29 protein-coding genes and 1 pseudogene are annotated in these 25,942 nt (G+C 45.4%); 24 read left to right on the plus strand and 6 right to left on the minus strand.

From position 1 onward, the window contains the following. Positions 1-13: 13 nt before the first annotated feature. The 8 genes from HRU78_07720 to HRU78_07755 all read left to right on the plus strand — a co-directional run bounded on the left by HRU78_07720 (position 14) and on the right by HRU78_07755 (position 9,010). On the plus strand, positions 14-967 hold the full coding sequence (locus HRU78_07720; GenBank protein ID QOJ23545.1) for a Kdo hydroxylase family protein: 954 nt from the start codon (positions 14-16) through the stop codon (positions 965-967). 57 nt (positions 968-1,024) lie between these two features. Beyond that, positions 1,025-2,113 (plus strand): phosphatidylserine/phosphatidylglycerophosphate/cardiolipin synthase family protein, encoded by a 1,089-nt coding sequence (locus HRU78_07725; protein QOJ23546.1) that lies wholly within the window; start codon positions 1,025-1,027, stop codon positions 2,111-2,113. Between the two features lie 5 nt (positions 2,114-2,118). Then, the gene (locus HRU78_07730; GenBank protein QOJ23547.1) at positions 2,119-3,630 is read left to right on the plus strand and encodes a hypothetical protein; all 1,512 of its coding nucleotides are present in this window, start codon (positions 2,119-2,121) and stop codon (positions 3,628-3,630) included. A gap of 3 nt (positions 3,631-3,633) precedes the next feature. Beyond that, the gene (locus HRU78_07735; GenBank protein ID QOJ23548.1) at positions 3,634-4,422 is read left to right on the plus strand and encodes a hypothetical protein; all 789 of its coding nucleotides are present in this window, start codon (positions 3,634-3,636) and stop codon (positions 4,420-4,422) included. A 133-nt stretch (positions 4,423-4,555) separates the two neighbouring features. After that, entirely contained in the window at positions 4,556-5,434 is an 879-nt protein-coding gene (locus tag HRU78_07740) for an N-acetylneuraminate synthase family protein (protein ID QOJ23549.1), read from the plus strand. Next, complete coding sequence (locus tag HRU78_07745) at positions 5,434-6,600, plus strand: N-acylneuraminate cytidylyltransferase (protein ID QOJ23550.1); 1,167 nt, start codon at positions 5,434-5,436, stop codon at positions 6,598-6,600. The genes HRU78_07740 and HRU78_07745 overlap by 1 nt, the downstream gene beginning before the upstream one ends. 63 nt (positions 6,601-6,663) lie before the next feature. Further along, a complete protein-coding gene (locus tag HRU78_07750; protein ID QOJ23551.1) occupies positions 6,664-7,947 on the plus strand; it encodes a hypothetical protein in 1,284 nt (427 codons plus the stop codon). Positions 7,948-7,951: 4 nt separating this feature from the next. Then, positions 7,952-9,010, plus strand: a complete 1,059-nt coding sequence (locus HRU78_07755; GenBank protein ID QOJ23552.1) for a glycosyltransferase — start codon at positions 7,952-7,954, stop codon at positions 9,008-9,010. A 26-nt stretch (positions 9,011-9,036) separates the two neighbouring features. On the opposite strand, the gene HRU78_07760 is transcribed toward HRU78_07755, so the two are convergent. Continuing rightward, a complete protein-coding gene (locus tag HRU78_07760) occupies positions 9,037-9,792 on the minus strand; it encodes an endonuclease/exonuclease/phosphatase family protein (GenBank protein ID QOJ24969.1) in 756 nt (251 codons plus the stop codon). 81 nt (positions 9,793-9,873) lie between these two features. Between HRU78_07760 and HRU78_07765 the strand changes: the two genes are divergently transcribed. The 7 genes and pseudogenes from HRU78_07765 to HRU78_07795 all read left to right on the plus strand — a co-directional run bounded on the left by HRU78_07765 (position 9,874) and on the right by HRU78_07795 (position 13,884). Continuing rightward, positions 9,874-10,359 (plus strand): CDP-archaeol synthase, encoded by a 486-nt coding sequence (locus HRU78_07765; GenBank protein QOJ23553.1) that lies wholly within the window; start codon positions 9,874-9,876, stop codon positions 10,357-10,359. A gap of 22 nt (positions 10,360-10,381) precedes the next feature. After that, positions 10,382-10,975, plus strand: coding sequence for a CDP-alcohol phosphatidyltransferase family protein (locus HRU78_07770; protein ID QOJ23554.1), 594 nt, complete (start codon positions 10,382-10,384; stop codon positions 10,973-10,975). Positions 10,976-11,246: 271 nt separating this feature from the next. Continuing rightward, on the plus strand, positions 11,247-11,627 hold the full coding sequence (locus tag HRU78_07775; GenBank protein QOJ23555.1) for a hypothetical protein: 381 nt from the start codon (positions 11,247-11,249) through the stop codon (positions 11,625-11,627). Between the two features lie 229 nt (positions 11,628-11,856). Then, positions 11,857-12,327: pseudogene (locus tag HRU78_07780) on the plus strand (DNA replication protein). Between the two features lie 237 nt (positions 12,328-12,564). After that, entirely contained in the window at positions 12,565-12,936 is a 372-nt protein-coding gene (locus HRU78_07785; GenBank protein QOJ23556.1) for a hypothetical protein, read from the plus strand. A gap of 15 nt (positions 12,937-12,951) precedes the next feature. Then, positions 12,952-13,119 carry a hypothetical protein gene (locus HRU78_07790; protein ID QOJ23557.1) on the plus strand — a complete coding sequence of 56 codons (168 nt, stop codon included), beginning with the start codon at positions 12,952-12,954 and terminating at the stop codon, positions 13,117-13,119. Positions 13,120-13,311: 192 nt separating this feature from the next. Continuing rightward, positions 13,312-13,884, plus strand: coding sequence for a DUF2726 domain-containing protein (locus HRU78_07795; protein QOJ23558.1), 573 nt, complete (start codon positions 13,312-13,314; stop codon positions 13,882-13,884). A gap of 120 nt (positions 13,885-14,004) precedes the next feature. On the opposite strand, the gene HRU78_07800 is transcribed toward HRU78_07795, so the two are convergent. After that, positions 14,005-14,928, minus strand: a complete 924-nt coding sequence (locus HRU78_07800) for an RES domain-containing protein (protein QOJ23559.1) — start codon at positions 14,926-14,928, stop codon at positions 14,005-14,007. Between the two features lie 96 nt (positions 14,929-15,024). On the opposite strand from HRU78_07800, the gene HRU78_07805 reads away from it, so the two are divergent. Further along, positions 15,025-15,309, plus strand: a complete 285-nt coding sequence (locus tag HRU78_07805; GenBank protein ID QOJ23560.1) for a hypothetical protein — start codon at positions 15,025-15,027, stop codon at positions 15,307-15,309. Next, positions 15,306-15,560 (plus strand): hypothetical protein, encoded by a 255-nt coding sequence (locus HRU78_07810; protein QOJ23561.1) that lies wholly within the window; start codon positions 15,306-15,308, stop codon positions 15,558-15,560. Before HRU78_07805 ends, HRU78_07810 begins: the two co-directional genes overlap by 4 nt. 253 nt (positions 15,561-15,813) lie before the next feature. On the opposite strand, the gene HRU78_07815 is transcribed toward HRU78_07810, so the two are convergent. From HRU78_07815 to HRU78_07825, 3 genes are all read right to left on the minus strand, one after another. Then, complete coding sequence (locus tag HRU78_07815) at positions 15,814-16,242, minus strand: hypothetical protein (protein QOJ23562.1); 429 nt, start codon at positions 16,240-16,242, stop codon at positions 15,814-15,816. 437 nt (positions 16,243-16,679) lie between these two features. Next, positions 16,680-17,345, minus strand: a complete 666-nt coding sequence (locus HRU78_07820) for a helix-turn-helix transcriptional regulator (protein QOJ23563.1) — start codon at positions 17,343-17,345, stop codon at positions 16,680-16,682. Between the two features lie 218 nt (positions 17,346-17,563). Continuing rightward, positions 17,564-18,997 carry an IS5 family transposase gene (locus HRU78_07825; protein QOJ23564.1) on the minus strand — a complete coding sequence of 478 codons (1,434 nt, stop codon included), beginning with the start codon at positions 18,995-18,997 and terminating at the stop codon, positions 17,564-17,566. Positions 18,998-19,156: 159 nt separating this feature from the next. Here HRU78_07825 and HRU78_07830 point away from each other — a divergent pair. The 4 genes from HRU78_07830 to HRU78_07845 all read left to right on the plus strand — a co-directional run bounded on the left by HRU78_07830 (position 19,157) and on the right by HRU78_07845 (position 23,969). Further along, positions 19,157-19,910, plus strand: a protein-coding gene (locus HRU78_07830; protein ID QOJ24970.1) for an IS5 family transposase whose coding sequence is annotated in 2 segments (ribosomal slippage) — positions 19,157-19,476 and positions 19,475-19,910 — 756 coding nt in all. Because the reading frame shifts where the segments join, the coding sequence is not laid out codon by codon here. A gap of 196 nt (positions 19,911-20,106) precedes the next feature. Continuing rightward, positions 20,107-22,233: a DDE-type integrase/transposase/recombinase gene (locus HRU78_07835; protein QOJ23565.1), complete on the plus strand. Its 2,127-nt coding sequence runs from the start codon at positions 20,107-20,109 to the stop codon at positions 22,231-22,233. A gap of 368 nt (positions 22,234-22,601) precedes the next feature. Further along, the gene (locus tag HRU78_07840) at positions 22,602-23,468 is read left to right on the plus strand and encodes an AAA family ATPase (protein ID QOJ23566.1); all 867 of its coding nucleotides are present in this window, start codon (positions 22,602-22,604) and stop codon (positions 23,466-23,468) included. A gap of 3 nt (positions 23,469-23,471) precedes the next feature. Continuing rightward, positions 23,472-23,969 (plus strand): regulatory protein GemA, encoded by a 498-nt coding sequence (locus tag HRU78_07845; protein ID QOJ23567.1) that lies wholly within the window; start codon positions 23,472-23,474, stop codon positions 23,967-23,969. A gap of 125 nt (positions 23,970-24,094) precedes the next feature. Here the strand turns inward: HRU78_07845 and HRU78_07850 are convergent, their stop codons facing one another. Continuing rightward, on the minus strand, positions 24,095-24,346 hold the full coding sequence (locus HRU78_07850; GenBank protein ID QOJ23568.1) for a hypothetical protein: 252 nt from the start codon (positions 24,344-24,346) through the stop codon (positions 24,095-24,097). Between the two features lie 97 nt (positions 24,347-24,443). Between HRU78_07850 and HRU78_07855 the strand changes: the two genes are divergently transcribed. From HRU78_07855 to HRU78_07865, 3 genes are all read left to right on the plus strand, one after another. Continuing rightward, positions 24,444-24,719, plus strand: coding sequence for a hypothetical protein (locus HRU78_07855; GenBank protein ID QOJ23569.1), 276 nt, complete (start codon positions 24,444-24,446; stop codon positions 24,717-24,719). Further along, the gene (locus HRU78_07860; GenBank protein ID QOJ23570.1) at positions 24,712-25,050 is read left to right on the plus strand and encodes a hypothetical protein; all 339 of its coding nucleotides are present in this window, start codon (positions 24,712-24,714) and stop codon (positions 25,048-25,050) included. Before HRU78_07855 ends, HRU78_07860 begins: the two co-directional genes overlap by 8 nt. A 493-nt stretch (positions 25,051-25,543) precedes the next feature. Then, entirely contained in the window at positions 25,544-25,924 is a 381-nt protein-coding gene (locus HRU78_07865; GenBank protein ID QOJ23571.1) for a hypothetical protein, read from the plus strand. The last annotated feature ends 18 nt before the right edge of the window (positions 25,925-25,942 follow it).

Here is a 25,942-nt window from a genome sequence, read left to right on the forward strand (position 1 = left end):
TCGAGGATATAGCATGACAAATGAGCGACATGTTTCCAAATGCGATGAAACTGAAATCTTCAAAATGCTCACGATCGAGCCTGGAATGGATATGTCATCCCCTGAAGTGCAGCGCGCAGCCATTCAAACCCTGGAAGGGGGAGGGCTCATTTATCTGCCCCAAGGAGGATTCGAACTCTCCGACCGGGAACGTGAATTAATATCGAATACGACTAATATCCTGACTCAAGTACCTGATGTTGAAAATGGTAAACCTACCATCATTTTCGATCCGGAAAACGGGCATATTAAGAAGTATCACTATGCGCAGATACACGGCAAGATGGTGCGAGCACAGATCAAAGACACGGCACGTTCTGATCTCGAAGCCATTATGGCGCGTTATGGACAGTGGACCGAAAGTGTCATCACCCAATTATTCCCAAGTTACCGCCAGGGATTGGACCGAAAGCGGGTAACTTACCGGCCTTTTGCGCGCAACAGTACCCAAGCTCTCCACATTGATTCAAGCTACGGGTACCCCACACAAGGACGGAGTATGCTGCGTGTTTTCACCAACATCAATCCAGTGGATCGATTGCGCATCTGGCAGCTCGGTGAGCCATTCGAGCCTTTTGTGCAACGCTTTTTACCCGATGTGCATGTGAGCGGACCATCGTGGTTTGCTGCTCTGCTGGCCCGTTTGGGTATCGTTGATGGTGTAAAAACTAAATATGATCAATACATCGCAGCACTGCGCGCACTTGGTATGCGTGATAAGGAATACCAAGCTTCGGCTCCACGCAAACTGATGGAATTTCCCGCAGGATCGAGTTGGATCGCGATTACCGATTTAGTGTTGCATGGGGCGATATCGGGGCAACACAGCCTCGATCAGACATTTTATTTACCGGTCGAGGCGATGAACGATCCGTCGCGTTCACCGTTGCGTATCTTGGAGAGATTGACCGGTGAAGTGCTGGCATGAGCATGGATAGCAAAGGCAGTTTACTCGAATAAATACAGTTTGTATAAACCGTTCGTTATGGAAATGAAATCAGCGGCAGAAGTGTATTTCGGCGGCCCGGATCAGCCAGTCGGTTATTTGCGTAATGTGCTGGAAGCCTATATTGCCGCTGTTCCAGTGGGCGGATCTATCGACTGGGTTACTTATTATTTTCGTGATCTGAAACTCGCGGAAGCGCTTATTCATGCACGTAAACGCGGCGTTAAGGTTACCGTAAGTCTGGCCGGCAAACCGCGTACCGCCGATGCCAACGATGCTGTGATTGCAATGCTGTCCGGACCGGAAGGTTTGGGTGATGACTTGCGCATCGTCACGTTTCCGGGATTGCCTGCGCCGCCGGGGAGAACATGGGCACCGCAACTGCACGAAAAACTCTACTGCTTTTCGCATCCCAAACCCATTGCCTTTATCGGTTCGTTTAATCCTTCCGGAAATCATGCGGAAGATAGACTCGACATCATTCGCGAGATCGGTGATCAAGATAAGGGTTACAATACTCTGATAGGGCTTGTCGATCCGGTGCTGGTGTCGCAACTGGTAAAATATGCGCGCAACTTGCATAAAACGCCACCTGGATTATTTTATCGTTTTTCTGCCGATGCCAACGAAGCGATTCAGAGTACTGATACGACCATTCATTTCTGGCCGCGCATGCGCTCTCACCCGGTGATGCAGTTTTTGAGTAAAGTGAGCGATAATGCGCATGTGCGTATTTTTGCTTCACATATCAGGAGTGAAATTGCGGTTAATTTCATGATTGGATTGGCGAGTCGCGGTGTAGCGTTGGAGATATTCGCGGAGGCGACGCACCGGCGCGTTACGGCAAAGGTGGAACAGCGTTTGCTAGCCGCCGGAATCCGCTTCAAGCGCAGCAGAAATGCGGAAGATTTGCCGATGCATCTCAAATTGGTGCTGATCGAGGATCGCGGTCAAGTATGGTCCATTTTCGGCAGTTTTAATTGGACCAATCCGTCCTTCTGGCTGAACCACGAGATTGCGGCTATTTCAAGCGATCCGGCGCTATTCCGGGTGTTTTCGGAACGCTGTGACTGGATAGAAAAAAGGGATTTCGTAATGCCGGTACAAATAGATTTGGTAACTGCTTGATAGAAATGGTAAACACAAACACGGGAGATGCGGCTTCAACGCTTATTATTCCGGTAGAAAGTCAGGTTCGCGAACTGGATGCTAAAATCCTATTAGCATGTTTCGCAGCGGAGCGCGGTTTTCCAGTACTGATCGGTTCCCGAGCTTTTGCACATTTCCAGATGGCATCCATTCCGCGCGGTGTTTATCTCGCTAAAAGCATGCGCAGTCTTAGCAGTTCAATGTTCAAGGCATTGCGGCAACTGGGTCATGAAATTGTCGCTTGGGAAGAAGAAGCGCTGGTGCACCCGCCCGCTGATACTTATTTCACACTCCGGCTTTCCCCGCAAACGATTAATAAAGTGTCGCATGTCTTCGCCTGGGGGCAAGAGAATGTCGACTTAATGCAACAGTATCCCGATTTACCGCAGAATCTGCCGATTCACATTACCGGTAATCCGCGCGGCGATATGCTGAGACCGGAATTACGTCCGTTTTTTGATCCGGAAGTTAAAAAGTTGCGTGATCGATACGGGGATTTCATCCTGATCAACACGAATTTCAGCGATGTGAATCCTTTTATTCCCAGCATCGGCTTATTTCAATCCGCGAAAAGCTCTGATAAGACGAAACGCCGCGGTCAAGCGGGGATAGGCATGAGTATCGAGTTTGCCGAGGGCTTGCGGGATCACAAACAAGCGATACTGGAAGATTTCAAGCAACTGATTCCGGCGCTCGAGCGGGCATTTCCTGAGATGACGATTGTTGTTCGCCCACATCCCAGTGAGAACAATCAAATTTATCAGGATCTCGCCGCACGCAGTGAACGGATCGTCGTCAACAAGGAGGGTAACGTCATCCCCTGGTTGCTGGCAGCGAAGGCGCTGGTGCACAATGGCTGCACGACCGGTTTGGAAGCTTATGTGCTCGGCGTTCCGGCCATTTCTTATCTGGCGACGTTGAATAAGTTTTATGACTATGATTTTCAGGGGTTGCCGACAAAACTCAGTTACCAGTGCTTCAATTTTGCAGAACTGCAGATGACATTGAACCGGGTTCTGGCAGGGGAGCTCGGCGGCGCCGGCGGCGAGGAACGCCAAGCTCTGATCGACTATTATTTGTCGGCGCAGCAAGGTCCATTGGCTTGCGAGCGTATCGTCGATGTTCTGGAATCCAGCGGCTATTCTGCTAGCCAGCCGCCACCCAGCCCTTTCAGTCGCTTTGCACGAGGCTGGTTGTTCACCACAATAAAGGCGGCGTTGACCAACCTCTACATGCGCCGCCCCGGACCCAACCGGTTGGCTTATCACGATCACCGTTTTCCGGAAATTTCCGTGACTGACCTGGAACAAAAAATCACCCGCTTCGGTCAGCTGTTGCATCGCTTTGACACGATCAAAATCGAGCAACACTCGAAGCATCTTTTCATGGTGAGCTCCCGGAGTAAAAGAAAAATTTCACAGGCCGTACCGGAAGTAAACACATGCGAGAATGATCGTGCTGTGAAAAGCGAACACAATGCATTGCTGCCGGACTGAATCATGAAAAAAATTCTTCATCGATACATCTATAAAAGACATATTCAGAACCTCGCAGCACAGATCAAATCAGCGGTTGCTTCTCTGGACGATGCAGTGCCGATTTTGATTGTGTCTTACAACAATGGTGTTTATGTTGATCATTGTGTGCGCCAATTCAATGCGCGATCTGTCAAGCCGATCGTCATCGACAACGCCTCGAGAGATGTTGAGACACGCACTATTCTTGCGGATATTGCCGCAGCAAAAAAAGCTTTCGTGGTGCGGTCAGCGGTCAATATGGGTGCACGCACCGGGTTTCAAGGACCGATTTATGATGTCTTGCCGGAGATATTCGGCTATACCGATCCGGATTTGCTGTTCAACGAACACTTACCAGTGGATTTCATTCAACAACTGATTGATGTTTGCGGTTACTTCAAGTGCTTTAAGGCGGGTTTCGCTCTGCCATACCAAGTTAATGGCTACAACTTAACCGATCGCCGCATGAAATCAAACTTGGGAAATATTGTTCCATGCGAAAGACTCGTGACCGTGCCGCAATGGGAGTCGCGGTTCTGGAATAAACCGCTCAGACATGACCGGTTAGAGGTATATGCAGCACCCATCGATACAACTTTTGCGATTTGTCACAAAAAATACTATAACGGTGATTTTTTCGATGCCGTACGGGTTGCCGGCAATTTTTCCGCACTGCACATGCCGTGGTTTCCGGATTTGGACCTACTATCATCGCAGCGCCGGTCGGCTTACCTGAAAGGCAATAAATCATCAACCTGGGTCACCAATTAGATTTCAATACCTTGGAGCTGAGATACATGTAAAACAGTTTCTTTTTACTGAAAATGGATGCAGCGTGCGACGGCCAGTTTTTTACTAATGTTAAGTTTATCAATTGATTAATAATGGAATAACCGGAAATTTTATGAAAGTGCCTAAGGTAATTGCCGAAATTGGTTGTAATCATAAAGGTGACATGGAAATCGCTAAGGAAATGATCGGAATTGCAGCCACATTTGCAAAATGTGATTTTGTGAAGTTCCAGAAGCGTTCCAATAAGGAATTGCTAACGCCGGAAGAATATAATGCGCCGCATCCGAATACACAAAATAGCTACGGCGATACCTACGGTGCACACCGGGAATTTCTCGAATTCGACGTCGATCAGCACCGCCAATTGCAGCAATACTGCAAGGAGTTCGGCATCGGTTACTCAACGTCGGTGTGGGATCTCACTTCGGCCAAGGAAATTGCCGGCCTCAATCCGGTATTCATCAAGATACCGTCCGCGTGTAATCTCAATTTCCCCATGCTGGAATTTCTCGCCCGGGATTATCACGGCGACATTCACATTTCCGTCGGTATGACCACGTACGAGGAACAAGAGCAAATTGTGCAGTTAATGGAAAAATGCCATGCGGCTGAACGCGTTGTTTTATATGCCTGCACCTCCGGCTATCCCGTTCCATTTGATCAAGTCTGTTTGCTTGAACTGCAAACGCTGAATAAGCGGTTTGGCTCGCGTATCAAGGAAATCGGGTTTTCCGGTCATCATTTGGGTATTGCTGTGGACATCGCGGCTGTGACGCTGGGCGCATCCTGGATTGAACGCCATTTCACTCTCGATCGTACTTGGAAAGGAACCGATCATGCGGCGTCGCTGGAACCGGATGGCCTGCGCCGCTTGGTGCGGGATGTACGGGCTGTTTCTCAGGCATTGACATTTAAAGATGCTCCCATACTGGACATCGAAGCGCCGCAGCGCGCCAAGCTGAAACGGTTGCAGGGAGTACACTTCAACTGATGCGCTGGGTTGCTTTTATGCCGTTGCGTGCCAATTCAAAATCCATTGTCGATAAAAATGTGCGTGCTATCGCAGGACGGCCATTATTCGCATGGAGCCTGGAACAGGCAATTGCTTCGCGGTGTTTCGACGAAATTTACGTGGCGAGTGATTCTGCGAGAATCCGCGAGAAAGTGCTGGATGAATTTCCGGCAGGGGTGACGGTTCTGGATCGTTCTGCCGAAACTTGTACCGACACGGCCAGCACGGAAAGCGCCATGCTCGAGTTTAAACAGCGCGTCGCTTTTGATGTTTTATGCTTAATTCAGGCCACTTCGCCGCTCACGCGCGCAGAAGATTTCATTGCGGCCAAGCAGAAGTTTCTGAATGAACATCTCGATTCCTTATTGACGGCGGTACAATCCAAGCGGTTTTACTGGACTGGCGACGGTACGCCGATCAATTACGACCCGCTCAAGCGTCCGCGGCGCCAGGATTTTGCTGGCTGCTTGATGGAAAATGGCGCTTTCTATTTCACCCGGCGAAGAATACTGGAGGATTTTGGTAACCGGCTTAGCGGGCGTATCGGTGTCCATGAGATGGCAGCGGAAACGGCGATTGAGATCGACGATGAAACCGACTGGATCATCGTTGAACAGTTGTTGCTGCGGCAAAAATTGATGAAGCTCAGCGCATACGCCGGGCAAGTGAAAATGCTGGTTCTGGATGTCGACGGCACCTTTACGGATGGCGGCATGTACTATGGACCGGAGGGTGAAGCGTTGAAGAAATTCAACACGCGCGATGCGCATGGTTTACAACTGCTGCGCAAGAACGGCATCGGCGTTTGTGTCATGAGCGGCGAAAAAAGCCCTGCCGTTGCGGCGAGAATGAAAAAGCTCGGCATCGAGGAATACTATCCAGGGGTCAACGACAAACTTCCGCAGTTGAAAGAACTGGCAAAACGAAAAGGGATTGCGCTGCAAGACATTGCCTATATCGGTGACGATCTCTGCGATTTGGCATGCCTCGAAAATGCAGGTTTTACCTGTTGTCCGGCCGATGCGGTGCCGGAAGTTTTGCAAATAGCCCGTTATGTTTGTGACCATTCCGGTGGTCACGGTGCCGTGCGTGAAGTGTGCGATCTTATTTTAAAAATGAAAAATTCCGGTCAGATTACTGCGTAGGTATGCGACATCGATCACCTGTTGGATGAATAATGGTTGTACGGGCTTCTCACAGAAAATGACATGAAAGCGCTCTTCTTTCTTCGTCATTACAACGATATCGATCATATCACCCCGGTTATCTGCAAATGGGTCGAATACGGCCATACGTGCGATGTGGTGCTGATTGGTCATCGCACTATCCGTAACGATTACCGCATTGAGTTTCTGCGCAAGCTGACGGGCGTGCGACTAGCGCATATCCGTGATGTGCTGACACCGCTAGAGTTTATGCAGTGGTGGCTGCAAACGTTATTATTGTCGCCGGGTATGAAGCGCTCTTTGCTAAAGCCGGTGGTGCAAAAAGCTATTGCGATGTACGGTGATGAGAAGCGTCAACAAGTCTGGAGAAGCACTTCCCGGAAATTGCTGGAGAGAAGTTTTGCCGGTAGCGGTAATGGTGTAATCGTGTTCGACTGGGTGACCCGGAATTCTCCAGTGTGCATCGAGTGGGTCGAGACGGTCGTTGCCATGGCACACGACAAGGGGCTTGGCGCGGTTTCACTGCCGCATGGCGACAGTCCGCACGCCAATCACCTGATCCGGCGCGGCGAGTGGAAACTGCAGCCGGATAGCATGTATTCCGCCGGTTGTTTATTCGATAAAGTCGTGGTGCCGAATGAATTATGCGCCGTGCGTTTCCGCCCTTTCATGCAGGCGCAGTCGATCGCGGTGCTGGGGTCGCCGCGCTTTTGCACCGAATGGCTGGATAAATTGGCGCAATTACAACCGCCGTCGCCGCTCACACGTTCCGCGAGCCGGCTTAAACTGATCATCTTCTTGCGAAAAAGCGATTTCACCACGTTCTGGGAAGAGGTTGGCGAGGTGGTACAAATGATCGCGGCTTTCCCAGGCGTGGAAATCATCATCAAACCGCACACCCGCGGCGGCTGGCGGCAGCCTCTGACACGAAATAAGGCCATTTTACGTTTGCCGAATATCAGCATCGCGGCAGATGATGTACACTCCGTGCATTTGTTGAATTGGGCGGATGTCGCCATGGATCTCGCAACTTCGGTTGTTTTTGAAGCGGTAACAGCAGGAAAGCCGGTGCTGGCGGCGGATTACCTGCACGCAGGCCGCTCCGTTGTGGCCGAGTATATGCCCGAGACCGAATTACGATGCCGCGATGATGTATATCAAAGAATCAGCGAATTGCTATCGGCAGGTTGTGATTCATTTTACGATGAAGAACACCGGCAGCGTTTTCTCAAAGAAATCATCCAAGGTTCGGGAGATGACGATGTTTTGCCCCGTTATGTAGCATTATTGGAAGAAAGTTGCCGCCTTCGCGAAATACACCGATGAATGAATGGACAATCAAGTGACACCGGCTGCCGAAAAATCTATCGATGTCGTGATTCCGGTTTATAACGCGCCGGAGCTGACAAAGCGTTGCATTGATTCAGTCGTCACGCACCTTGGACAATCCATACAACATGTACTCATTCAGGATGATGCGTCCGACCGTGAAACGCGCGAGATGCTGGATCATTTGCCGTATGCAGGTGTAGAAGTTTGCCACGCGGAAAAGAATCAGGGCTTCGGTTTGACAGTCAATGCTGCCGTCAATCGCTCGAATGCTTTTTATGTACTGATTCTAAATTCGGATACCGAAGTCAATCAAAACATTCTGCCGCAGCTATGTGCGGCATTTGATGCCGACGACAAGCTGGCGGCCATTATTCCGGCCGGTAATAGTTATGACAACTTCGATTTCAGCCGCTATGTGCTGCGCGAGGGAAATTATGTTCAGACTTATTATCTCCGCGGACATGCGATTTTGATCCGCCGCGATGCCTTTCTGGCGGTCGGCGGCTTTGATGCCACATTCGGCCGCGGCTATTACGAAGATATCGACCTTGGCCGTCGCCTTGATTTAAACGGCTGGCGATTTGGCGTTCACCCTGAAGCGCATATTTATCATAAAGGTGCAGGATCGTTTGGCGATGATCGCATCACTCTGGCACGGCGTAACCGGGCTGTGTACTTGTCGCGCTATCCCAAGGCGCGGCAGAATATTATGTTACTTTCGGGTAACTGCGCATTGGCGGATTTTAGCGACGATTTACTTAAAGCAATCGATCAAGTATTTCATGTGGGCGGCTCCGTTCATTGGTTCACGCCGCTACAACCCACCCGGTTAATTTGCCTGCAGATGTATGGTCATGCACTACGGCTGCATTCGGTTATCAACGTTCTATCACGCGGCTGGCAACGCGCCGATAGACGCGTAACCGCAATATGGATCATGCCGGGAGTTTCTTTTTTACTGCGTGGATTGCTTACTGTTTGGGCGCGCTGGCAGAATCTTAAAATTCTGTTTATCGAAGAAACTGTAGCGCACGATCCTGTTCGTAATTCAGAATAGAAAGCAATTATCTATTCAGCGCTTTCTTAAATTAAGCGGAATTCAGCAAGCAGCGGAATATGATCGGATAAACGCCGCCAGGGCTGGCCGTGCAAGCGATCGCAATTAACGATATCCAGGCCACGGTAGTAAATTCGATCCATTGATAATACCGGCAACCAGGAAGGAAAGGTGCGTGCATACGTGCCGCGGGTGATTTTGAAAACTTCCTTAACACCCAAACCACGATGCAAGAAATGCTCGGCACGGCCGCGCCAGTCATTGAAATCTCCAGCGATAATGAGCGGTCCATTTGCCGGAACATGCGAATTGATACGCTTTACCAGCGTTGCGAGCTGGTGTTCTCGCTCTTGTCCGAATAATCCCAAATGTACACAGATGATGTGAATTTTCTGAGCGCTGCCGGGAATCTGGATCGTGCCGTGCAGAAGACTTCGGCTGGCCGATTTTAAAAATGAAACATTAATATTTTCCCATTCGATGAAGGGATATTTGCATAAAATTGCATTGCCGTGATGGCCGGATTTGTAAATGGCATTCTTGCCGTAAGCGAAATGGTGCCAAACTTGATCGGCAAGAAACTCAAACTGCCGGCTATTGGGCCAATCAGTGAAACGATGGTTCGATTTATTGCGTTCACCTTGCACTTCTTGCAGAAATACTACATCGGCATTGATATTTCTCAATAAATTCTTGATTTCGTGAAGAATGAAATGCAAATTGGTGGCGCTGAACCCTTTGTGAATATTATAAGTTAGAACTTTAAGTGAAGTATTGGGCATACCGTTCCTGAAATTTTCCTGCTTGCCATCAGTCATAAAGAAATTGGATTTCGTAAAAACTGATAACTCTCGTCATCCGCAATGACCGTCGAATTTATACAATTATTGTTGCTCATTATAATTGCAAACGGCGCACCGGTATTGGCGCGGATAATTTTCGGCAATAATTTGGATTTACCGGTGGATTGTGGCGTCGTATTACCTGATGGCAATCCTTTATTCGGTTCTGCTAAAACATGGCGGGGGATAGTTGCCGCACTGTTGATGACGTCAGTAACTGCTGTATTACTGAATTACCCTTTGATAATCGGATTTTTAATAGCAAGCTACGCTGTAGCCGGTGACTTATCATCCAGTTTTATTAAGCGCCGTTTGTCGATGATGCCGAGCAGCAAAGCGCCGATACTTGATCAAGTACCCGAATCGCTATTGCCTGCATTCATGCTGATGCGCACTTTTGCTTTAGAGTTACCGTCAATACTTTTGTTATCTTTTGTTTTCCTAATTATTGATATCGTGATGACCTATATGCTTTATCACTGGAGAGTGCTTAAGAAATCGGGTTAGTTGTATAGAGAAGGCTACTGCGATGAGGCATAAAAAAGATCAAGTAATCAATCTTCCAAACCTGGTAAGCTTAATTCGAATATTGATGGCGCCGGTTTTATTTTACTTTGCCTACACAAAGCAGCCTGATTGGTACATTGGAGTATTAATATGTGCTGTCTTTACCGACGTGCTGGATGGTTTTCTAGCCAGGATATTGAATCAAATAACGGCAATGGGTTCGCGTCTTGACAGTTGGGGAGATTTTATCATTTACTCGAGTATGGCAATTTGTGCTTGGGTGCTATGGCCCGACATCATACAACGTGAGCAGTTTTATTTTATTATCATCGTCTTAAGCTTCACTTTGCCGGTAATCGCAGGCATCATTAAATTTCACACGGTAATCGGTTATCACACCTGGAGTGTAAAACTTGCGGTAGCTGTCACCATAATAAGCTATATCTTGCTTTTTACTGAAACTCTGACTTGGCCTTTCAGAATCGCGACTTGGTTTTGTGTATACGCGGCACTGGAAGAAATTGTGATTACATTATTGATACCCCATGAACTTGTTGATGTCAGAACCGTTTGGCAAGCGTTAAGATACACAAGAAATAATCGGCAAAGCGGATAATTCTTCGCTCGTAGTGTCGATATTTTCCGGGATAAACGAAAGGATTGCTTACTTCTCGGATTGTTTCAATTGCTATCGAACGGAGAAATATCGTATTGGATTAATGGAGACGCGCAAAAGGATTATTATGGAGCAATGAATCGGTATCCGAAATGAGCGGCAAGTGACCATTGCTAACTGCTCCAATTGAATTAGAGATTGGAAGCCGCCTTTTAATCCGCAAGCTGCTATTGCCATAAAAGTCATATTCATTAACGTGTGGAGGTAAATAATGAGAATATTCCTTCCTTTTCTGGTTTTTGCTTTTCTTGTTGTTCAGGGGTGTGCAATTATGAAAAATTTTATTCCTGCAAACCCGGATATACCATTATCAACCTACGAACCCCTTGTTGATCCGCAAGTTTGTAAAGGCTGTGATTACGACAATGATCTGATCGCATGTAAGTTAATCGCCGTAAGAAATACTAATGATTCCGGTAACATATCAACTCGCGTATCTGAGGAAACAAAAGCTTCTGCACTGGAAGAAGAAATTGTCAGCACTGCGATTGGAGCTGCGGACAGTAAAAACGAATACGACAGTAAAGAGCACACCATGAGACAAATGATTATTAAATGTATGCAGGAGCGCGGTTACAGTGTCTTACAATAATAATAAGCAAAGATCATAACTTGTTGGCCAAGACAGGTAAAGAAGGCAACACATTATCAGTGTTGATTGATATTCCGTTATTTTGATAGGGTCTTAGAAAGTTAAAGCGGGTTTAAACGTAACAATTTAAGAATAGGGGCTGTAGTAGATTAGCTTAGATGCTAAGCTAATTTAATGAAGATAAGTCATTGTAGATTATTAAAGAAAACGCAATCAAGATTGTTGGAGTAAGCTGTATTGCAAAACCACCGAACTCAAGAAACACCGTTCTAAAAAATCCGGTCAGCACGTATCCGATGAAGTCATCGAATTCTGCGAACGCCTCGGAGTAATACGCGAAGAGTTTACGCTTAAATCGCGCTTTCTTCTACAAAACGGCCTGGCATATCTAGGCGCAATTACAGATTCACTACTAATAGAGGTTTATATGGACAGAACCCAATTGCAACGGCTGGAAAACGTCAAGTATGAAAATTTCAACGATCTGCCGCCACGGCTAAGAGCTACTTACGTGAGCTGGAAATATGGTTATCCGATTGAGCTTAAACGCTCGGCTTTTTATAACCATAGAAAAGCCTTACTTGCTTACGGCATCGATATATCAATACCAAACAACGTGCAAACGATGCTAATTAAAGTAAAAACTATAGAGCTTGCCGCGCTCACTGCGCCAGATTGGTACATCAAGAAATACGCATAAATTAGTTTTTCTACGCTCTGAATTCAATAACTGCCGATTCAGGTAAAGCGTTAACAGGTGGTGTTAAGAGGTTGTTATGTTAGAAAAAGTAAAAGTGACCGGTATCACATTCTTTAAAGATGCCATTGACGGCAAACCTATCGACTCCGGAGCTGCATTCGTTGAAGAAAGTTTTGAACTTCCAAACCGGAAGATCTAAGCTCACTGCTGCAAATCGCCGGATTCTCCGGCAAATTCATGAAACTGCACGTGGCTTCCGTCAAGTACGGCAAAAGCAATCATGCGCCGGTCGTGAACCGCTGGTACTACACCGGCCACGGCATTCTATACCCGAGCCTGTTCACCTGCTACGACACCCGGCAAATCTTCACTGATGATTCCGCGCCGTACGTCATGCTCTCATCCAAGCAATTGCACCAATGGTACGGGGAGGGCGCTCGCTCAATAGTCGGAAAACTGATCAACCCGCCGAAGAAAATCAACAGGCAATCGCAAAAACTGCTGGGCAAGCCCAAGCACCCGCTAGTTCAGAAAATCATGAAGCTGCCGCCAGAAAAACGCATTGAATTCATTCAGAGATTCGAGGCTTGCGGTGCTTTCAATCGTTAATTAACTGGAGTATTTATGAAAATCAAAAATTACTTGAACTCTTTCTTTACAGATTTTTGCGCATTTCTGTATTTTTGCTGGCTTTTTATCCTTCGCGTTTTCTGCGTTATTAATAACGATGGATTGCGCCAGCGCTTTTTTGCTTATGCCGATAAGCATTCACGCATTAAACCGCCAGAGTGATTTGCTTGCTTTTCACTCCCAAGGGTCGCGCCGCCGACCGGCGCGAGGGACATGCAGGGCAAAGCCCGGAATGCTGTCCCGAACCTTACCACTGCACGAACTTTCCTCCTGTTTTCCTTATTGCCGAACTGGTTTATATTTTTGTTTGCTTGCCGCTAAGCATTCGATGATTATTATTTCGGATGTTTAAATATGATTAATGCTCAGGCAATTTTTGCAGAATCACTAACTAATTCGGTGAATGCTTTACTGAATCAGCCCTTAATTCCATATCTCGTTATCGGCTCTGTGATACTTGCTTTTTTGGTGTTTATTCTCAAGCTTACGCTTATATCACTTGGTAGGCTTGTTGATTTTAAATATAAATCCCTGGGGACGCTGTTTTCTGACGCTGAACAGTGCTTTTTTCACGTATTGAAACAATCTTTATCAGATCAGTACGAAATTTTCGCGAAGGTGCGCATTGCCGACATATTGACCCCAGACCATGCGTTAAGCCGGAGAAACTGGCAATCTGCGTTTTTCAAAATCTCATCCAAGCATTTTGATTATGTGCTTTGTGATAAAGAAACGCTTGCTGTGGTTGCCGTTATTGAACTAGACGACAGAAGTCATGAATTGAGCAAATCGCGCAGTAGAGATATTTTTGTCCAGGAAGCTTGCAGAACTGCTGGATTGAAACTGCTTCGTTTTCCTTGCCGCAAGAATTATCGCATTCAAGCAGTACGGGAAAAAGTAATAAATTCACTGAATTCTCCTGCTTAATCCCGAATGTGCTTTGCTTTTCTGCTCTGAGTTATAGTCGCACCACCAATCTGCGCGAAGGGCATAACCCTGAACCCGAGAGCGAGTGTGCTGTCCGATCGCTAGTGCGTGATCACTTACTTACTCATTTAAAAAACGGCTGATATCATCATCTGCTAGGGGAATATCACGAACAGGAATTATCCAGTCCCTGCCGTTGCAGAAAAACTCTACCCCTACTTTACTTATCTCTTGTCTAGGAATGCTATGCCGACTACCTAGCCACAATATGTTTCCGTCTTGAGTCTCATTTGTAGTATCAATTATCTCAATTGAGTATTCTCTGTCCGTTTTTTTGGTGATTTTTAGTTGTGTGACATGCACTAATTTTAAATTTGCATTGGCAAAATTGGCGTGAAAAACTGTGTTGTAGCTGTTTGATTTATTCGTGACAGATGGATAATAAAGACCTCCCGTACCATCAATGGTGATATTTTTAATTTTTCCATTGATTTTAATAGTTTCTTCTTTTGGATATCTTGTTGTTAGTGCTTCAGTTGCTGCTGCAGTGAGTTTGTACTCGACATTAAATGTTTTGTGTATTTTGCGGGTAAAAAGAGTTTCTAAGAATGAATGATAAAGTATGTCAATCTCTGAAAAATTATGCATTTCCATTTCTGAATGCGAGAAAATTCGATTTATCGGAACATATGCTGTATTTATCCATTGACCTAAATATACAATATCCCCCTCTTGTACATCGCATTCTAATAGGGCTGTTATTCGTTTTGATGCTGCATAAAACATTGGAATCCCTGGTGGATTACATCGCTGATAACCTGTGATTAAATCAGCAGATGGCGCTCCAAGTTCGCTCACTTTGTCTATTTTCTTGGAATTGCAGATTCTAGCTCGAAAATATATCTCGATACTTTTATATTGAATTGGTACTTGAACACCATCAGATGCAGACCAAAGTAATGAAACAAGATATTTGTAATCTACTTTATCCAAATCAATGGAGTTAAGTTGTTTTATTTTTTGTCTTAATTTTAATGTAGACATATTGGATTAAGCGGTTAGTAATATAACTATTCAATTTTTTAATTGTAATTGAAACAGAGAAACTTGAAATTCCAAAAATATTATCTATCTGTATTTATGACTGAATTCGAAAAATTCCTCAAAAAACTCGAAGACCTAACCACCAGCTCCAACGCATCCTGTAAAGAATTCACCAATCTATTAATAGCCCTAGGATTCCAAATCGAAAACTGCGGCAGTGCCGGCCATAAAATCGCGCGGCACCCGGCCGTATCATTAATTGAGTATCCTAACTATAATTGTGGTCATAATAAAGGCGAAGCCGTTAAACGCCCGTATATCAAAAAGCTATACAAATTTGTCAAACAGCACGAAAACGCAATCAAGGAGCACATGAAATGAGATTTGATCCTGAAGCCTATTCGATTACGATACGTAAAGAAGAAATCGACGATGAAATTCTATACGTGGGTAGGGTAGCTGAATTCCCTAATATCAGTGTATATGAAGAGGATTTTGTAACTGCCCGAAACCTGGTTATCGATGCAATTCAAACACTGAAAAAAATTGCTGACGAAACGCACAAAGACTTTCCGCCTCCATATCTCGCAACATCAAGCGAATTTATGGAGCGGGCATCCGCATTTCGATAAAACTACAGCAATGAAAAAATTATTCAGTCGCGCCATTATCGGGGCAATTCTGATAATCCAATTAGCCGGATGTATAGCGCCGCCAGTAGTTGGGGTTCCTGTTGCACCAGGAATACCGCCCGGTGTTGTATATGTAGCTCCTACTTATGTGAACCCAGGCCCTGGGTATTTATGGAATTACAATGTTAATTACGGCTGGGGATGGCACCATCCGAACAACGGATGGCATCGAGGATGGAGATAATCTGCTAAATTAAGAAAAGCTTCTTTCCAGAATCAAACCGAACCGGCTTTCAAGCACAACCTGGCGTCTGTAAAAATCAGCCTTGATTTCAAGCGCATCAATTTCCTCGTTGCGCCTATCTAGCTCAGCTTTCAATAGCCTGATTTCACTTTGTAAGCTCGATACCAATTGGCATTTCCAGAAAAAAGCTCTAATTTCATGCGGTGTAAAACCATTTCGCCACTCAGGAACAAAAATCAAATTATCCACGAAACGATAGCCTTTCCATTCATCACCTAATAAAGCACTGGCATCACCGGAAAGATACAACTTCAAAAGCCTGAGTGCCGGTTCTGGTATCTGTTTAGTACCTTTTTTCCATTTCTTAATGATTTTCTGACTCTCACCGGTGATTCTTTCTATTTCTTCAACGCTCACACCAAATAGTAGATCGTTCATTTTTTCGGCCTAGAAGCAAAAACTAGATCATTACAAAATTCAAATGATTTTTATTTCGATAAAAGAGACACGACAAGTAACGTATTCAGAAGTTGTTATTGCTTGTCGGATTTGAGGGTATTTAAACAATGCACTGCATTCACGCAGTGTTCAATGGCCAAAACTAACACTGCGATAACCATCAAACAACTTTTCCAGAAACTCAGCAATCTTGTTGAGGGGGGACTATCATTCTGAAACAATAAGAAGAGAAAGAAATAAACTGGGAAATGTTATCAGCATTATGTTTCAGAGAATTTAACCAGAAATTTAGGTTTGAAACATTCTGCGAAAAAACGCGACAAAAGTCAGAAGAAATGAAACAAAAATGATATTTTTTTGCAATTGTTTGCTAGTGAATGAGATTGTTAAGTTTAGTATCAAATAACATGAAAAGTTCATTTGCCAGGTTTTTCTAATTCACTATGACTATTAACTACTTGCTGTGCAACAAGGCGCATATTGTCATGAATGGATACAAGTGAGAATTGATCTTTAACAGAATCATATAGATTAATAGTTTCAAATATTAGGTCAGCCAGAAGATCAACATTCAACTTATCATTTTCAGAATGCAAAGCGTCATGACAGTACAGGGTAATTGCGCTATAAGCTTCGTAAAATTCTTTACCTCGATCAATAGCCAGTTTTACTAGGGCATCAATATCTGCGGGATGCAAAGCTTTATCTTTTCCAGCTACTTCTTCATTTAAATTACTTGAACCGATAATAAAGAAGATTGCTGACATTGCATTTGAATCAAAACCATTTTTATAGCAATTGAACACCCTGTGGGCTAATTCAGCGGCTTTCTTTGGAAAATCAAGAATAGTATTTCCAGTGATTACATAGGGAATATTTATTCCTAATTCAGCCGCCGCTACGTAATACTCATTACTCGGTTTTCTCTTACCGCTCTCATAGTTTGTTTGAGTATTCTTATGAATACCTAAACGTTCAGCGAAGTCGGCTTGATTTAACCCTAACCTAATCCTTTCATTTTTCAGCCTTTCACCTTCTTTTAGGCTGTTTTCTATCAAATATAATTCGATTATTGTTTTCATTCTGGTTGCATAACACACAAATTGTGTGTTTAATATGTGGCGTGTTTATACAAAACGTGTTTAAATCGGGTGATAAATATGAGTAATACTACATCAGAAAGAAGAAAAAAGGCTAAAGAAATCATGTCGAAACATGGATTAACTCTCAAAGAGTGGGCGAGGAGGCATGGGGTTTCTGTAAATTTGGTAAATGCAGTAATTAGTCGCCCCTGCAAAATTCACACAGTCATGCCGACAAACGAACGTTTTGTGTAAAAGGTGTTGATCAGTTGCAGCAGCGCAAGTCGCAATAAAGAATTCTTGATGCCCAAACGGTGTATAGCTCTCATCAGCCAGCGCAGATTGTAGCCAGCCGCACATAACACAGCGTGCAGTGCATCACCCAACTGACCTGGTAACCAGCAGCGATCCATTCGGTGATCCGACTTCAGATGCCCGATTGCAGGTTCCACGGCCTGCCGGCGCTTGAGCCAGCGCCGCTGCGGTTTCGTCAGCGACTTGTACTTGCCGCGATGGATGATTTCCACTGCCGGATTGTCAGCATCCACTCCCCGGAACCCGAGATCGGCAATAACCTGCTTCGGTATTGATCCGGTATCTTCGAGTAGCCTGTGCGTTTGTTCGAGCTGTTGGTGGAGAATATGACCATCGTAGGGATTGCCAGGAAAGGTTCTGGCACCGACTATCAGGCCGCTTTTGTGCGTAACAGCAATGCCGGCTTTAACTCCGAACTCGTAAGGTTTGCGTGCTTTGCCCTTGCCGATGCATTCGGCTTCCGGTGCGTGCAATGCATAGAGTTTGTTGTTGTCCTTGGGTTGCTGCTTATGAATCCGTCCTGCCCGTTCCAATAGCGTGGTCAATTGCTGCAGCGATGCGGCACAGACCGTCGTCACGGTTGCCAGTTTGCGCTGGATCTCCCGCAGCACGATACCAAGGATCGTGCGTTGGCGTTTAACGGTTTTGTGCAGACGCCGCAATTGCCTGGCGCGGGCATAGCCGCCTGCCCTTCGGCGCAGCGCCTTGCCTTCTTTGGCGTAGGTTTGCTTCAAGGTGATGCCAGCCCGTCTGGCTGCTTGCACAATCTTGCCGCGAGCAATTTCCAGTAACCGGCTATCCACCGGATGCGCAATTGCCTTTTCCTGAATTGTCGTGTCAACAATCACTCGTTTGAATTCAGCCGGTTTGACCGCCTTGGTGTGCACCGCAGTGTCAATCGTTGCCTTCAGCAGCTTCTCAACACCAGCTTCACCAATGGCGGTGCGGAAACGGCCAATCTGGGTGGCATCACACGGCAACTTCGATGTGTAATATTCCTCGCCGCTGAAATACTGCCACACCACATTCTCCGACCAGCGAACCACCAGCTCTTCGTCACTGAGGTTGAACGCATGCTTCAGATACAGCAACGATGCCATCAACCGGATCGGCAAGCGGGGCGACCCGCAGTGCTCACGCCCCCACTGGCAATCGCCAATGTTGTGCCAAAAGATCGTTGATCTCAACACTTCACCCTGACGGTTTTTACGCTCAAAAGCAGGGACAAGTGCTGCTTCAATATCAGCCCACGGCAGTCGATTCGACAGCACTGCCAGGGGATGACGCAGATCAATTATCTGATCGAGACGCGCTCGGAAAAAATCATCGGTCGGCATTTCAGTTCCTCTTGATTCTCTCAGTGTTTTGATGCGAATAGTATAAATTCTCAGGGATCAATGCCGTCTAAAATTTGATGATTCCTGCAGTTCATGCAAGCTCTAAGTGTTTTGCAGGGATGACTAGGGCCTGTTAACACTATTTGATATAATATGGTGATGGAAATCACCGAAACTCAATATCAACAGATCGAACACTGCATGCCGCGCCAGCGTGGCAATGTCAGTCATTCCAATCTACAAATTCTCAATGCTATTCTGTATGTTACCGAGCATGGTTGCAAGTGGCGCGGACTACCCAAGCGTTTCGGTAATTGGCATACCATCTACACTCGAATGAATCGATGGGCGAAAAGCGGCGTGCTTCAAAAAGTTTTTGAGCAGCTGCAGCATCAACAAATCATTCGCATCAAGATTGAAGCCGTTTCGATGGATAGCACCAGCATCAAAGTGCACCCTGATGGTACTGGTGCATTAAAAAAACGGCCCGCAATCCATCGGCAAATCCCGAGGTGGCTGGACCACTAAAATTCATCTGGTTGCCGCAGATACCAGAACAGCCATAACTTTTCCTTATCTCCGGGGCACACATGACGCACCGGAAGGACGACAACTCCTGTTAGCACTCGGCCCCGTCTCTTCTCCTACTCATCTGCTGATGGATCGCGCTTATGAGGGTGATCAAACCAGACAGCTTGCATTGGAGCTCGGTTATATCCCGGTTGTCCCACCCAAAACTAATCGGCTGGAGCTCTGGGAATATGACCGCGCCATGTACAAAAAACGCAATGAGATCGAAAGATTATTCCGCAGACTCAAGGGATTCCGTCGAATATTCTCCAGATTCGACAAACTGGATGTCATTTTTCTCTCATTCATCCATTTCGCTCTCATCGTCGAAGCACTTAGGTAGTGTTAACAGGCCCTAATTAGCAACAAGACATCATGCAGTATCAATAAGGGCCATAAAGTAGCGGTACTGCTGGGATTAAAAAAGGGGGAAATCATTGAATAAAAAACCCGCGATTATTACGGCAAGTTATCGCGGGTTTTGCGCGGGCTTTAGTAAATCCCGCGATTCTGATTCTGTTAAAGATATATAAATAACAATGAGTAAGTCAACACAAACCAAAACATTGCATGTAAAAACTATCGCGGGTTTTTCAGGTGATGATGTTTGGTTAACTATCACTGATGTTTCTAATTTGACCGGATTGAATCCAGCAACAATTCGTGAAGCTTGTTCAGAACGAAATGGAAGTTATAGAGGGGGAGGGCGTTACACCTATCGCAAAGAAAGCAAGCGCTATGAAATTCTCCTAACTAGCCTACCTCAATCAATCCAAGCCAAATACTGGTTAGAGCATCACAAACCGCAGCAACCAGATTTACCTACTGATGATGAAAATCAAGAAAATATTCAAGTTGAACATGATGCATATGAAGCTATAGCTGATTCATACAGCAGAAAATCCGCAGGAATTAAAGAAAATGCAATCCGTCGAGTAAATATACTTGATGAATATTTGAAATTGCTTAAGGGTGGTTTCAAGAAAGAAATAGCATTAAAAATCATTCAATCACACCATAAGGGTATTTCCAAAGCGACGTTATGGCGTTGGTTACAGCAAGTGGCTAATCATCCGCGCCAATATTGGGAAGTTATTTTAGCTCCCGATTATCAGGGGCGCACACGCACTGAAATTCACCCAAGAGCATGGGATTTTTTCTACACCAATTACGGGCAACAATCTCAACCGGATGCAACGGTTATCTATCGCGAAACGTGCAAAGAAGCCAAAAAGAATGAATGGGGTGAATTGCCAAGCCTTAAAACATTTTTAAGGCGATGGGATAGCAATGTACCAGAAAACGAAAAGATATTGCTTCGCCAAGGTAAAACAGCGCTAAAAGAAAGCTTGCCACACCTTAAACGTGACTACACAACTTTTGGAATTCATCAAAGGTGGGAATCAGACGGGCGAAAAGCGGATGTATTTTGTTTATGGCCGGATGGGACGATTTCACGTCCCTGGGTTGTTGTTATTCGTGAACTTAGAACACGCATGCCGCTTGCAATTAAAGTGTACACAAATACTAATGCGGAATTGGTTGTTGATGCGCTAAAAAATGCGGTATTGCTGACTGGAACCATGCCGGAAGATTTCTCATTGGATAATGGCACCGAATATTCAAATAATGCATTGAATGGCGGACAAAAAAGTCCTTTCCGCTATACCGTATTGAAGAACCAACCAATAGGAATACTCACTCGGATGGGTATCAATACGATTTGGGCTACACCTTATCACGGCGCGGCAAAAGGAAGCACAGAATCATGGTGGAATGTAGTAGCCAGAAATGTGGATAAGTTATGTGGTGCTGCATATACAGGCTCCAATGCTGTGAATAGGCCGGAAAACTGCGACAAAAAACACGCAATACCCATTGAAGAATACGCAAAACGTTTATCAAGTTGCGTAGTTGCATGGGCAAAAGGTGAGTTTGGTAAGCACCGCGGGCATGGTATGAATGGCATGTCTCCACTTGAGCTATACAACCATTTAATGGAAAGCCATACAAGGCGTCCGGTATCGATTGAACACATGCGCGCAATGCGTCCGTTGGTATTTCGTCGTGTACTCAGTAAACAACTGGTTTTTCAAATGACAATCCCGGGTTTTGGGCAGGTCGAGTATACGCCACAAGACAATTTGGCTGTTAAACGCGGCTATTCCTACGACATTCTTCCAGATCCATCCGATCCCACAGAACCGGCTTTAATTTATGACGGTGCCGTCTATATGGGAGAAGCCATTTCCAAAGCATATACGCCATTCTTAGACAAAACAGCCAGTGGGGAAACATGGAAAGGACGATCATCGGCGATTAAAAAAGCAGGTGTGGCCATAAAGGAGGCAAAAGAACGAGTTAAAAATGCAGAGGTAATACTTAATGTCGCTGAAGTAGGGTTGCCAGATTTGCTGCAATCCAGTTTGTTGAATGTATTAAAACTACCACCAGAAAAGCAGCCTGAGCCGGACGACCACATCCGAATTCAAGAAGATGGAAGTATTTTAAACACTCAAACCGGCGAAATTACTAAGCGTAATGCCCGGCCAATTTTTCCCGAAACCACGATTGACAAAGCAGCGGAGGAACGCGAACGAGAACTGAAAGAGCTGGAAGAGAAAGTAGCAAATGAACGGCTTATGAGATGGAAAAACGGTAATTAGGATTACTCATGCGGCAACCTGAATAATCCTAATACTTATCAACATACTTAAAAAGGAAACGCAATGCTAAACCAAGACGCTGTTGATAGCAAGACCAAGGCTAAAATGAATTCAATATCGGATGAAGAGCTTGATAATTTGAGAAAAATAGAACCTCAAGTATGCAATGAAAGACTTTACGATTTAGCCAGGTATATTTAGCCAGGTATGAAAAAATCAGGCAACGGGTAATCGATGAAATAGCTATTGATAATAACGCATTACTAAAAATAGCCAATATCACCAAACCAGAAGATTTTAGAGAAAGTAAATATACGAACAATCTATGGGGTGAGCGTATTTCCGAATGGATAAGAAGCAGTGAAAATATGCGTCAACCTGGACGTTACTTCAATCAATTATCACTCGCTGAAGTAATTGAGAATGCTTTGGAAAAATATTTTCTTGAACAAGATGAAATTCGCGCTGAAAAACAATCTTATGGTGATTTCGTTGAAACCAGTGTTTCCAAAAAAATTACCCAAGGTTTTTTGATGGCACAAGAAGAATGCAGGATGGTCGAAATTTCAACTTTACCGGGGAGTGGAAAAACAACAGCAGCAAAATACTATCTTGCGCACTATCGAAAAAAAGATGGGTTTGATTGCCCCGTATGGATGATAACTTTGTCCGAGTGCAATATAACTACGAAATTGATTATTTGGGAAATTTATAAAGCCATTGTATTAAATAACAAGCCATATTTTGATTTTGCAAATCCTGATAAGAAATCAGAATATGAAATGATCGAAGAAATAGGCGTTGTATGCAGCAATAAACCATATGGGCTTTTAATCATTGATGAGGCGCAACTTATTGGACTATTCCACGGACTCGTTAGAGTAGGTGGCCTCAATATATTGAACGCGCTACGGCATTTTTGTGATCGCGGTTGGTTTGGCATTGCCTTGCTAAGTAATGGTGAAGTGTACGACCGCACCAAGAAAACCAAAAACAGCACTCAGTTATCTAGCCGCATTTGGCGGGTAAGGGTCAATAAACCGACTGAAAACGATATTGACCTAATCATGTCAGCTTGGGGAGTATCTGGAAAGCTGGAGCGTGAATTATCGATTCAATTGGGAACCGGTGAAGGCTGCTTGCGAACTCTCACGGATGCTTACCGAATGGCGCGGTACAAGTACCCCGGCGAAGACTTAACTCATATGGTCATAAAAGCAGCGTTGCGGGGTTAAATCATGCGGACAAATGATTTGAAACAAACCTGGAAGCTAACACCGCGCCATAAGCTGATGGCTATGGTTCATATTGCCGCGCAGCAGCTTAATATCGCGCATGGCAGCATTGAATACCGTACATGGTTGCAAAACTTGACCGGTAAGTCGAGCTGCAAGGATTTAACGGATGAACAATTGCGGGAATTGATCGCCACACTGAGACAGCGGGGCTGTTTGGAGCGCAAAGCTACCGGGAGCGCACCGAACCGGCCAACGCAAATTCAATGGCGCAAGATGGAGATTCTTGCCCGGCGATTGGGTTTCGGTAATGCCATGACACCGCAGTTCGCAGCCTTTGTTAAGCGCATTACCAAATTGGAAAGCCCGCGATTCTTAACCCGGCAATCTATTTCCAAGGTCATTATCGGTCTGGAAAAATGGCTGGAATACAAAAAACAGAAAAATGACAATAACGGCATGAATGGACATACCGCAAAAACACCGTTAAACGCACGTTAATTTTCGATCAAAAAAGAAATTAATAGGGAAGGTTGTTTGAAAGATATTTAACGCGACATAAATCGATTGCGGGGCTTTTAACGCAAAACAGCAAGATTTCAACTTGACGTGCCTTTAATGGCACGTTAAAGTGAAAAAAGTCGCGGCCAAATGCCGCGCCGGGTTTGACATCCCGATGACAAGGCGGATAAGCCGCTCAAGCGGCTATTTTTTTGTCCGTTGATACAAGCACGCCTAGTTTTTGGCGGACTGTGCGGGGAGCCGAAAGGCTCGCCGGAACCTTGTCCCGGTATGTCAACCTGCACAGTTCCGCCTCCTCGTTTGACATCGGGGTAGCGGTTTTTGATCGCTAGACAAGGAGTAATACCATGCAGCATATCTTTAATTCCGCCTCATTTCAATTGAGCAAATCAATCGGCAAAGAATCGATTCAGCAAGCTCACGTGCAACAGGCTAGAGTAATGGGGGGCCGTCATGTGCAATAAATGCCAAGAAACCATGCAACCAACCACAAAAAAACCGGATTTTGTTGGTACGTTGGCACAGCTTGAAGTTAGGCTTGATGCATGCCGCTCCATAACCGGTTGCATACTGGAATATCTGCCAGCATCAACTGAAAACAGTACAACGGCATTTTATGTCAATGAAATCGGAAACCTTGCTTCCGCACTGGGGGATGTTCTTGATTTATGCCGCGAGGATGTAAAACGCGCGTATGAGAAGCTAGGACAAGGGGAAAATCATGAGTAATCAGGAAATTAATAATGATGAAGTTGTTATCGTTCGATATCCTGAGAAAATCCCCGGAAATCCTGAAAGCTACCGGAAAATGGCCAATGAATTTGAAGATGCGAGTTCTGCCCTAGCTTCTTTAGGCGAATTAATGAGGGGGGTGGATCATGATCGATTGGAAGAATACACCATTGAAGGAATTGGCTCTTTATTGGAGATACTCGGAAAACACTTGATGAGCAACAGCTTTGAAGCGATGGATATGGCCAGTGAAGCACAAAAGCAGCAAGAACTAAATCAATCACCTGATTTATCAAAGGGTGTGGAAGTAAACCAAAGTAGGGTATAGAATAAAAAACGCGGGTGTGACACGGTGATATTCCCCCGGCCGTAACACGGCAGCAATGCCGGAGTGATATGTGGGGTTTCCGGGAAACCGGGTTGGGGGGCCCCACCATCCGCAAAGTATTTTCAAAGATTTACGGGTGAGCTGTGGAAATTTCGGAGTCCACAGGCTTGGATGCTAAGGCATCGATGAATGGAGGGACGTCCGGCCTCCCGCCCGTTGCCGTTTTGAGCAAAGCCGGTTGTTTCCAATGGGAATGGTTAGGGGCTGAAAGGCCACTATGATCCGGTTCGAATCCGGCGCCGGTTTTGCTCTTCCTTTATGCGGGTGAGCTGTAGAAATTTTCGGAGTCCACAGAAACGTTTCTATGATTCGTTGATGGATTGACGTCCGGTCTCCCGGCCTTTTTTAATCAGATTTAATTCCTAAATTTCCAAACCCTAAGGGGCGGAAAGCCTTCCGCCTTATCCCAGCCCGACCAGCTTGGCATTATGGCGTGGACAATGTTCCACATTCACAAATGCAAGCTGATATGCCAGCAAACGACAACAACGAAAATCAAGAGCTGTTAAACCTGATCGGTGATGATGCCTTTACCAGGCTGTGTACGGTTTTTGGCGGTACGCGCCTGCATGTCTCAAACAGCGACCGGTCACGTAAGCGTCTGAATATCATCGTAGGCGCAGAAAATGCCGAGAAAATGATATTTCATTTCGATGGCGTGGCGTTGACCTTACCCATGCTCTCAAGCCTTGAAATTAAAAAACGGCATCAGGCAATTATCGAAGACGCGAAAAAAGGCATGAGCCATCGGGATATAGCCATGAAATACGATCTGACAGACCGCCAGGTAAGGCGAATTATTTCTGATTCATAAAAAAATCACAGGAGCAGA

The organism is Gammaproteobacteria bacterium (genome assembly GCA_015709635.1).
GTDB lineage: Bacteria > Pseudomonadota > Gammaproteobacteria > Burkholderiales > Nitrosomonadaceae > Nitrosomonas.

Coding starts and splice junctions, on each gene's coding strand:
- HRU78_07720 (QOJ23545.1), top strand. CDS start 14: ATGACAAATGAGCGACATGTTTCCAAATGCGATGAAACTGAAATCTTC.
- HRU78_07755 (QOJ23552.1), top strand. CDS start 7,952: ATGGACAATCAAGTGACACCGGCTGCCGAAAAATCTATCGATGTCGTG.
- HRU78_07815 (QOJ23562.1), bottom strand. CDS start 16,242: ATGAACGATCTACTATTTGGTGTGAGCGTTGAAGAAATAGAAAGAATC.
- HRU78_07775 (QOJ23555.1), top strand. CDS start 11,247: ATGAGAATATTCCTTCCTTTTCTGGTTTTTGCTTTTCTTGTTGTTCAG.
- HRU78_07795 (QOJ23558.1), top strand. CDS start 13,312: ATGATTAATGCTCAGGCAATTTTTGCAGAATCACTAACTAATTCGGTG.
- HRU78_07860 (QOJ23570.1), top strand. CDS start 24,712: ATGAGTAATCAGGAAATTAATAATGATGAAGTTGTTATCGTTCGATAT.
- HRU78_07840 (QOJ23566.1), top strand. CDS start 22,602: ATGCGTCAACCTGGACGTTACTTCAATCAATTATCACTCGCTGAAGTA.
- HRU78_07800 (QOJ23559.1), bottom strand. CDS start 14,928: ATGTCTACATTAAAATTAAGACAAAAAATAAAACAACTTAACTCCATT.
- HRU78_07850 (QOJ23568.1), bottom strand. CDS start 24,346: ATGCTGCATGGTATTACTCCTTGTCTAGCGATCAAAAACCGCTACCCC.
- HRU78_07740 (QOJ23549.1), top strand. CDS start 4,556: ATGAAAGTGCCTAAGGTAATTGCCGAAATTGGTTGTAATCATAAAGGT.
- HRU78_07760 (QOJ24969.1), bottom strand. CDS start 9,792: ATGCCCAATACTTCACTTAAAGTTCTAACTTATAATATTCACAAAGGG.
- HRU78_07835 (QOJ23565.1), top strand. CDS start 20,107: ATGAGTAAGTCAACACAAACCAAAACATTGCATGTAAAAACTATCGCG.
- HRU78_07855 (QOJ23569.1), top strand. CDS start 24,444: ATGTGCAATAAATGCCAAGAAACCATGCAACCAACCACAAAAAAACCG.
- HRU78_07845 (QOJ23567.1), top strand. CDS start 23,472: ATGCGGACAAATGATTTGAAACAAACCTGGAAGCTAACACCGCGCCAT.
- HRU78_07730 (QOJ23547.1), top strand. CDS start 2,119: ATGGTAAACACAAACACGGGAGATGCGGCTTCAACGCTTATTATTCCG.
- HRU78_07805 (QOJ23560.1), top strand. CDS start 15,025: ATGACTGAATTCGAAAAATTCCTCAAAAAACTCGAAGACCTAACCACC.
- HRU78_07785 (QOJ23556.1), top strand. CDS start 12,565: ATGAAACTGCACGTGGCTTCCGTCAAGTACGGCAAAAGCAATCATGCG.
- HRU78_07745 (QOJ23550.1), top strand. CDS start 5,434: ATGCGCTGGGTTGCTTTTATGCCGTTGCGTGCCAATTCAAAATCCATT.
- HRU78_07820 (QOJ23563.1), bottom strand. CDS start 17,345: ATGAAAACAATAATCGAATTATATTTGATAGAAAACAGCCTAAAAGAA.
- HRU78_07770 (QOJ23554.1), top strand. CDS start 10,382: ATGAGGCATAAAAAAGATCAAGTAATCAATCTTCCAAACCTGGTAAGC.
- HRU78_07790 (QOJ23557.1), top strand. CDS start 12,952: ATGAAAATCAAAAATTACTTGAACTCTTTCTTTACAGATTTTTGCGCA.
- HRU78_07735 (QOJ23548.1), top strand. CDS start 3,634: ATGAAAAAAATTCTTCATCGATACATCTATAAAAGACATATTCAGAAC.
- HRU78_07725 (QOJ23546.1), top strand. CDS start 1,025: ATGGAAATGAAATCAGCGGCAGAAGTGTATTTCGGCGGCCCGGATCAG.
- HRU78_07765 (QOJ23553.1), top strand. CDS start 9,874: ATGACCGTCGAATTTATACAATTATTGTTGCTCATTATAATTGCAAAC.
- HRU78_07750 (QOJ23551.1), top strand. CDS start 6,664: ATGAAAGCGCTCTTCTTTCTTCGTCATTACAACGATATCGATCATATC.
- HRU78_07825 (QOJ23564.1), bottom strand. CDS start 18,997: ATGCCGACCGATGATTTTTTCCGAGCGCGTCTCGATCAGATAATTGAT.
- HRU78_07810 (QOJ23561.1), top strand. CDS start 15,306: ATGAGATTTGATCCTGAAGCCTATTCGATTACGATACGTAAAGAAGAA.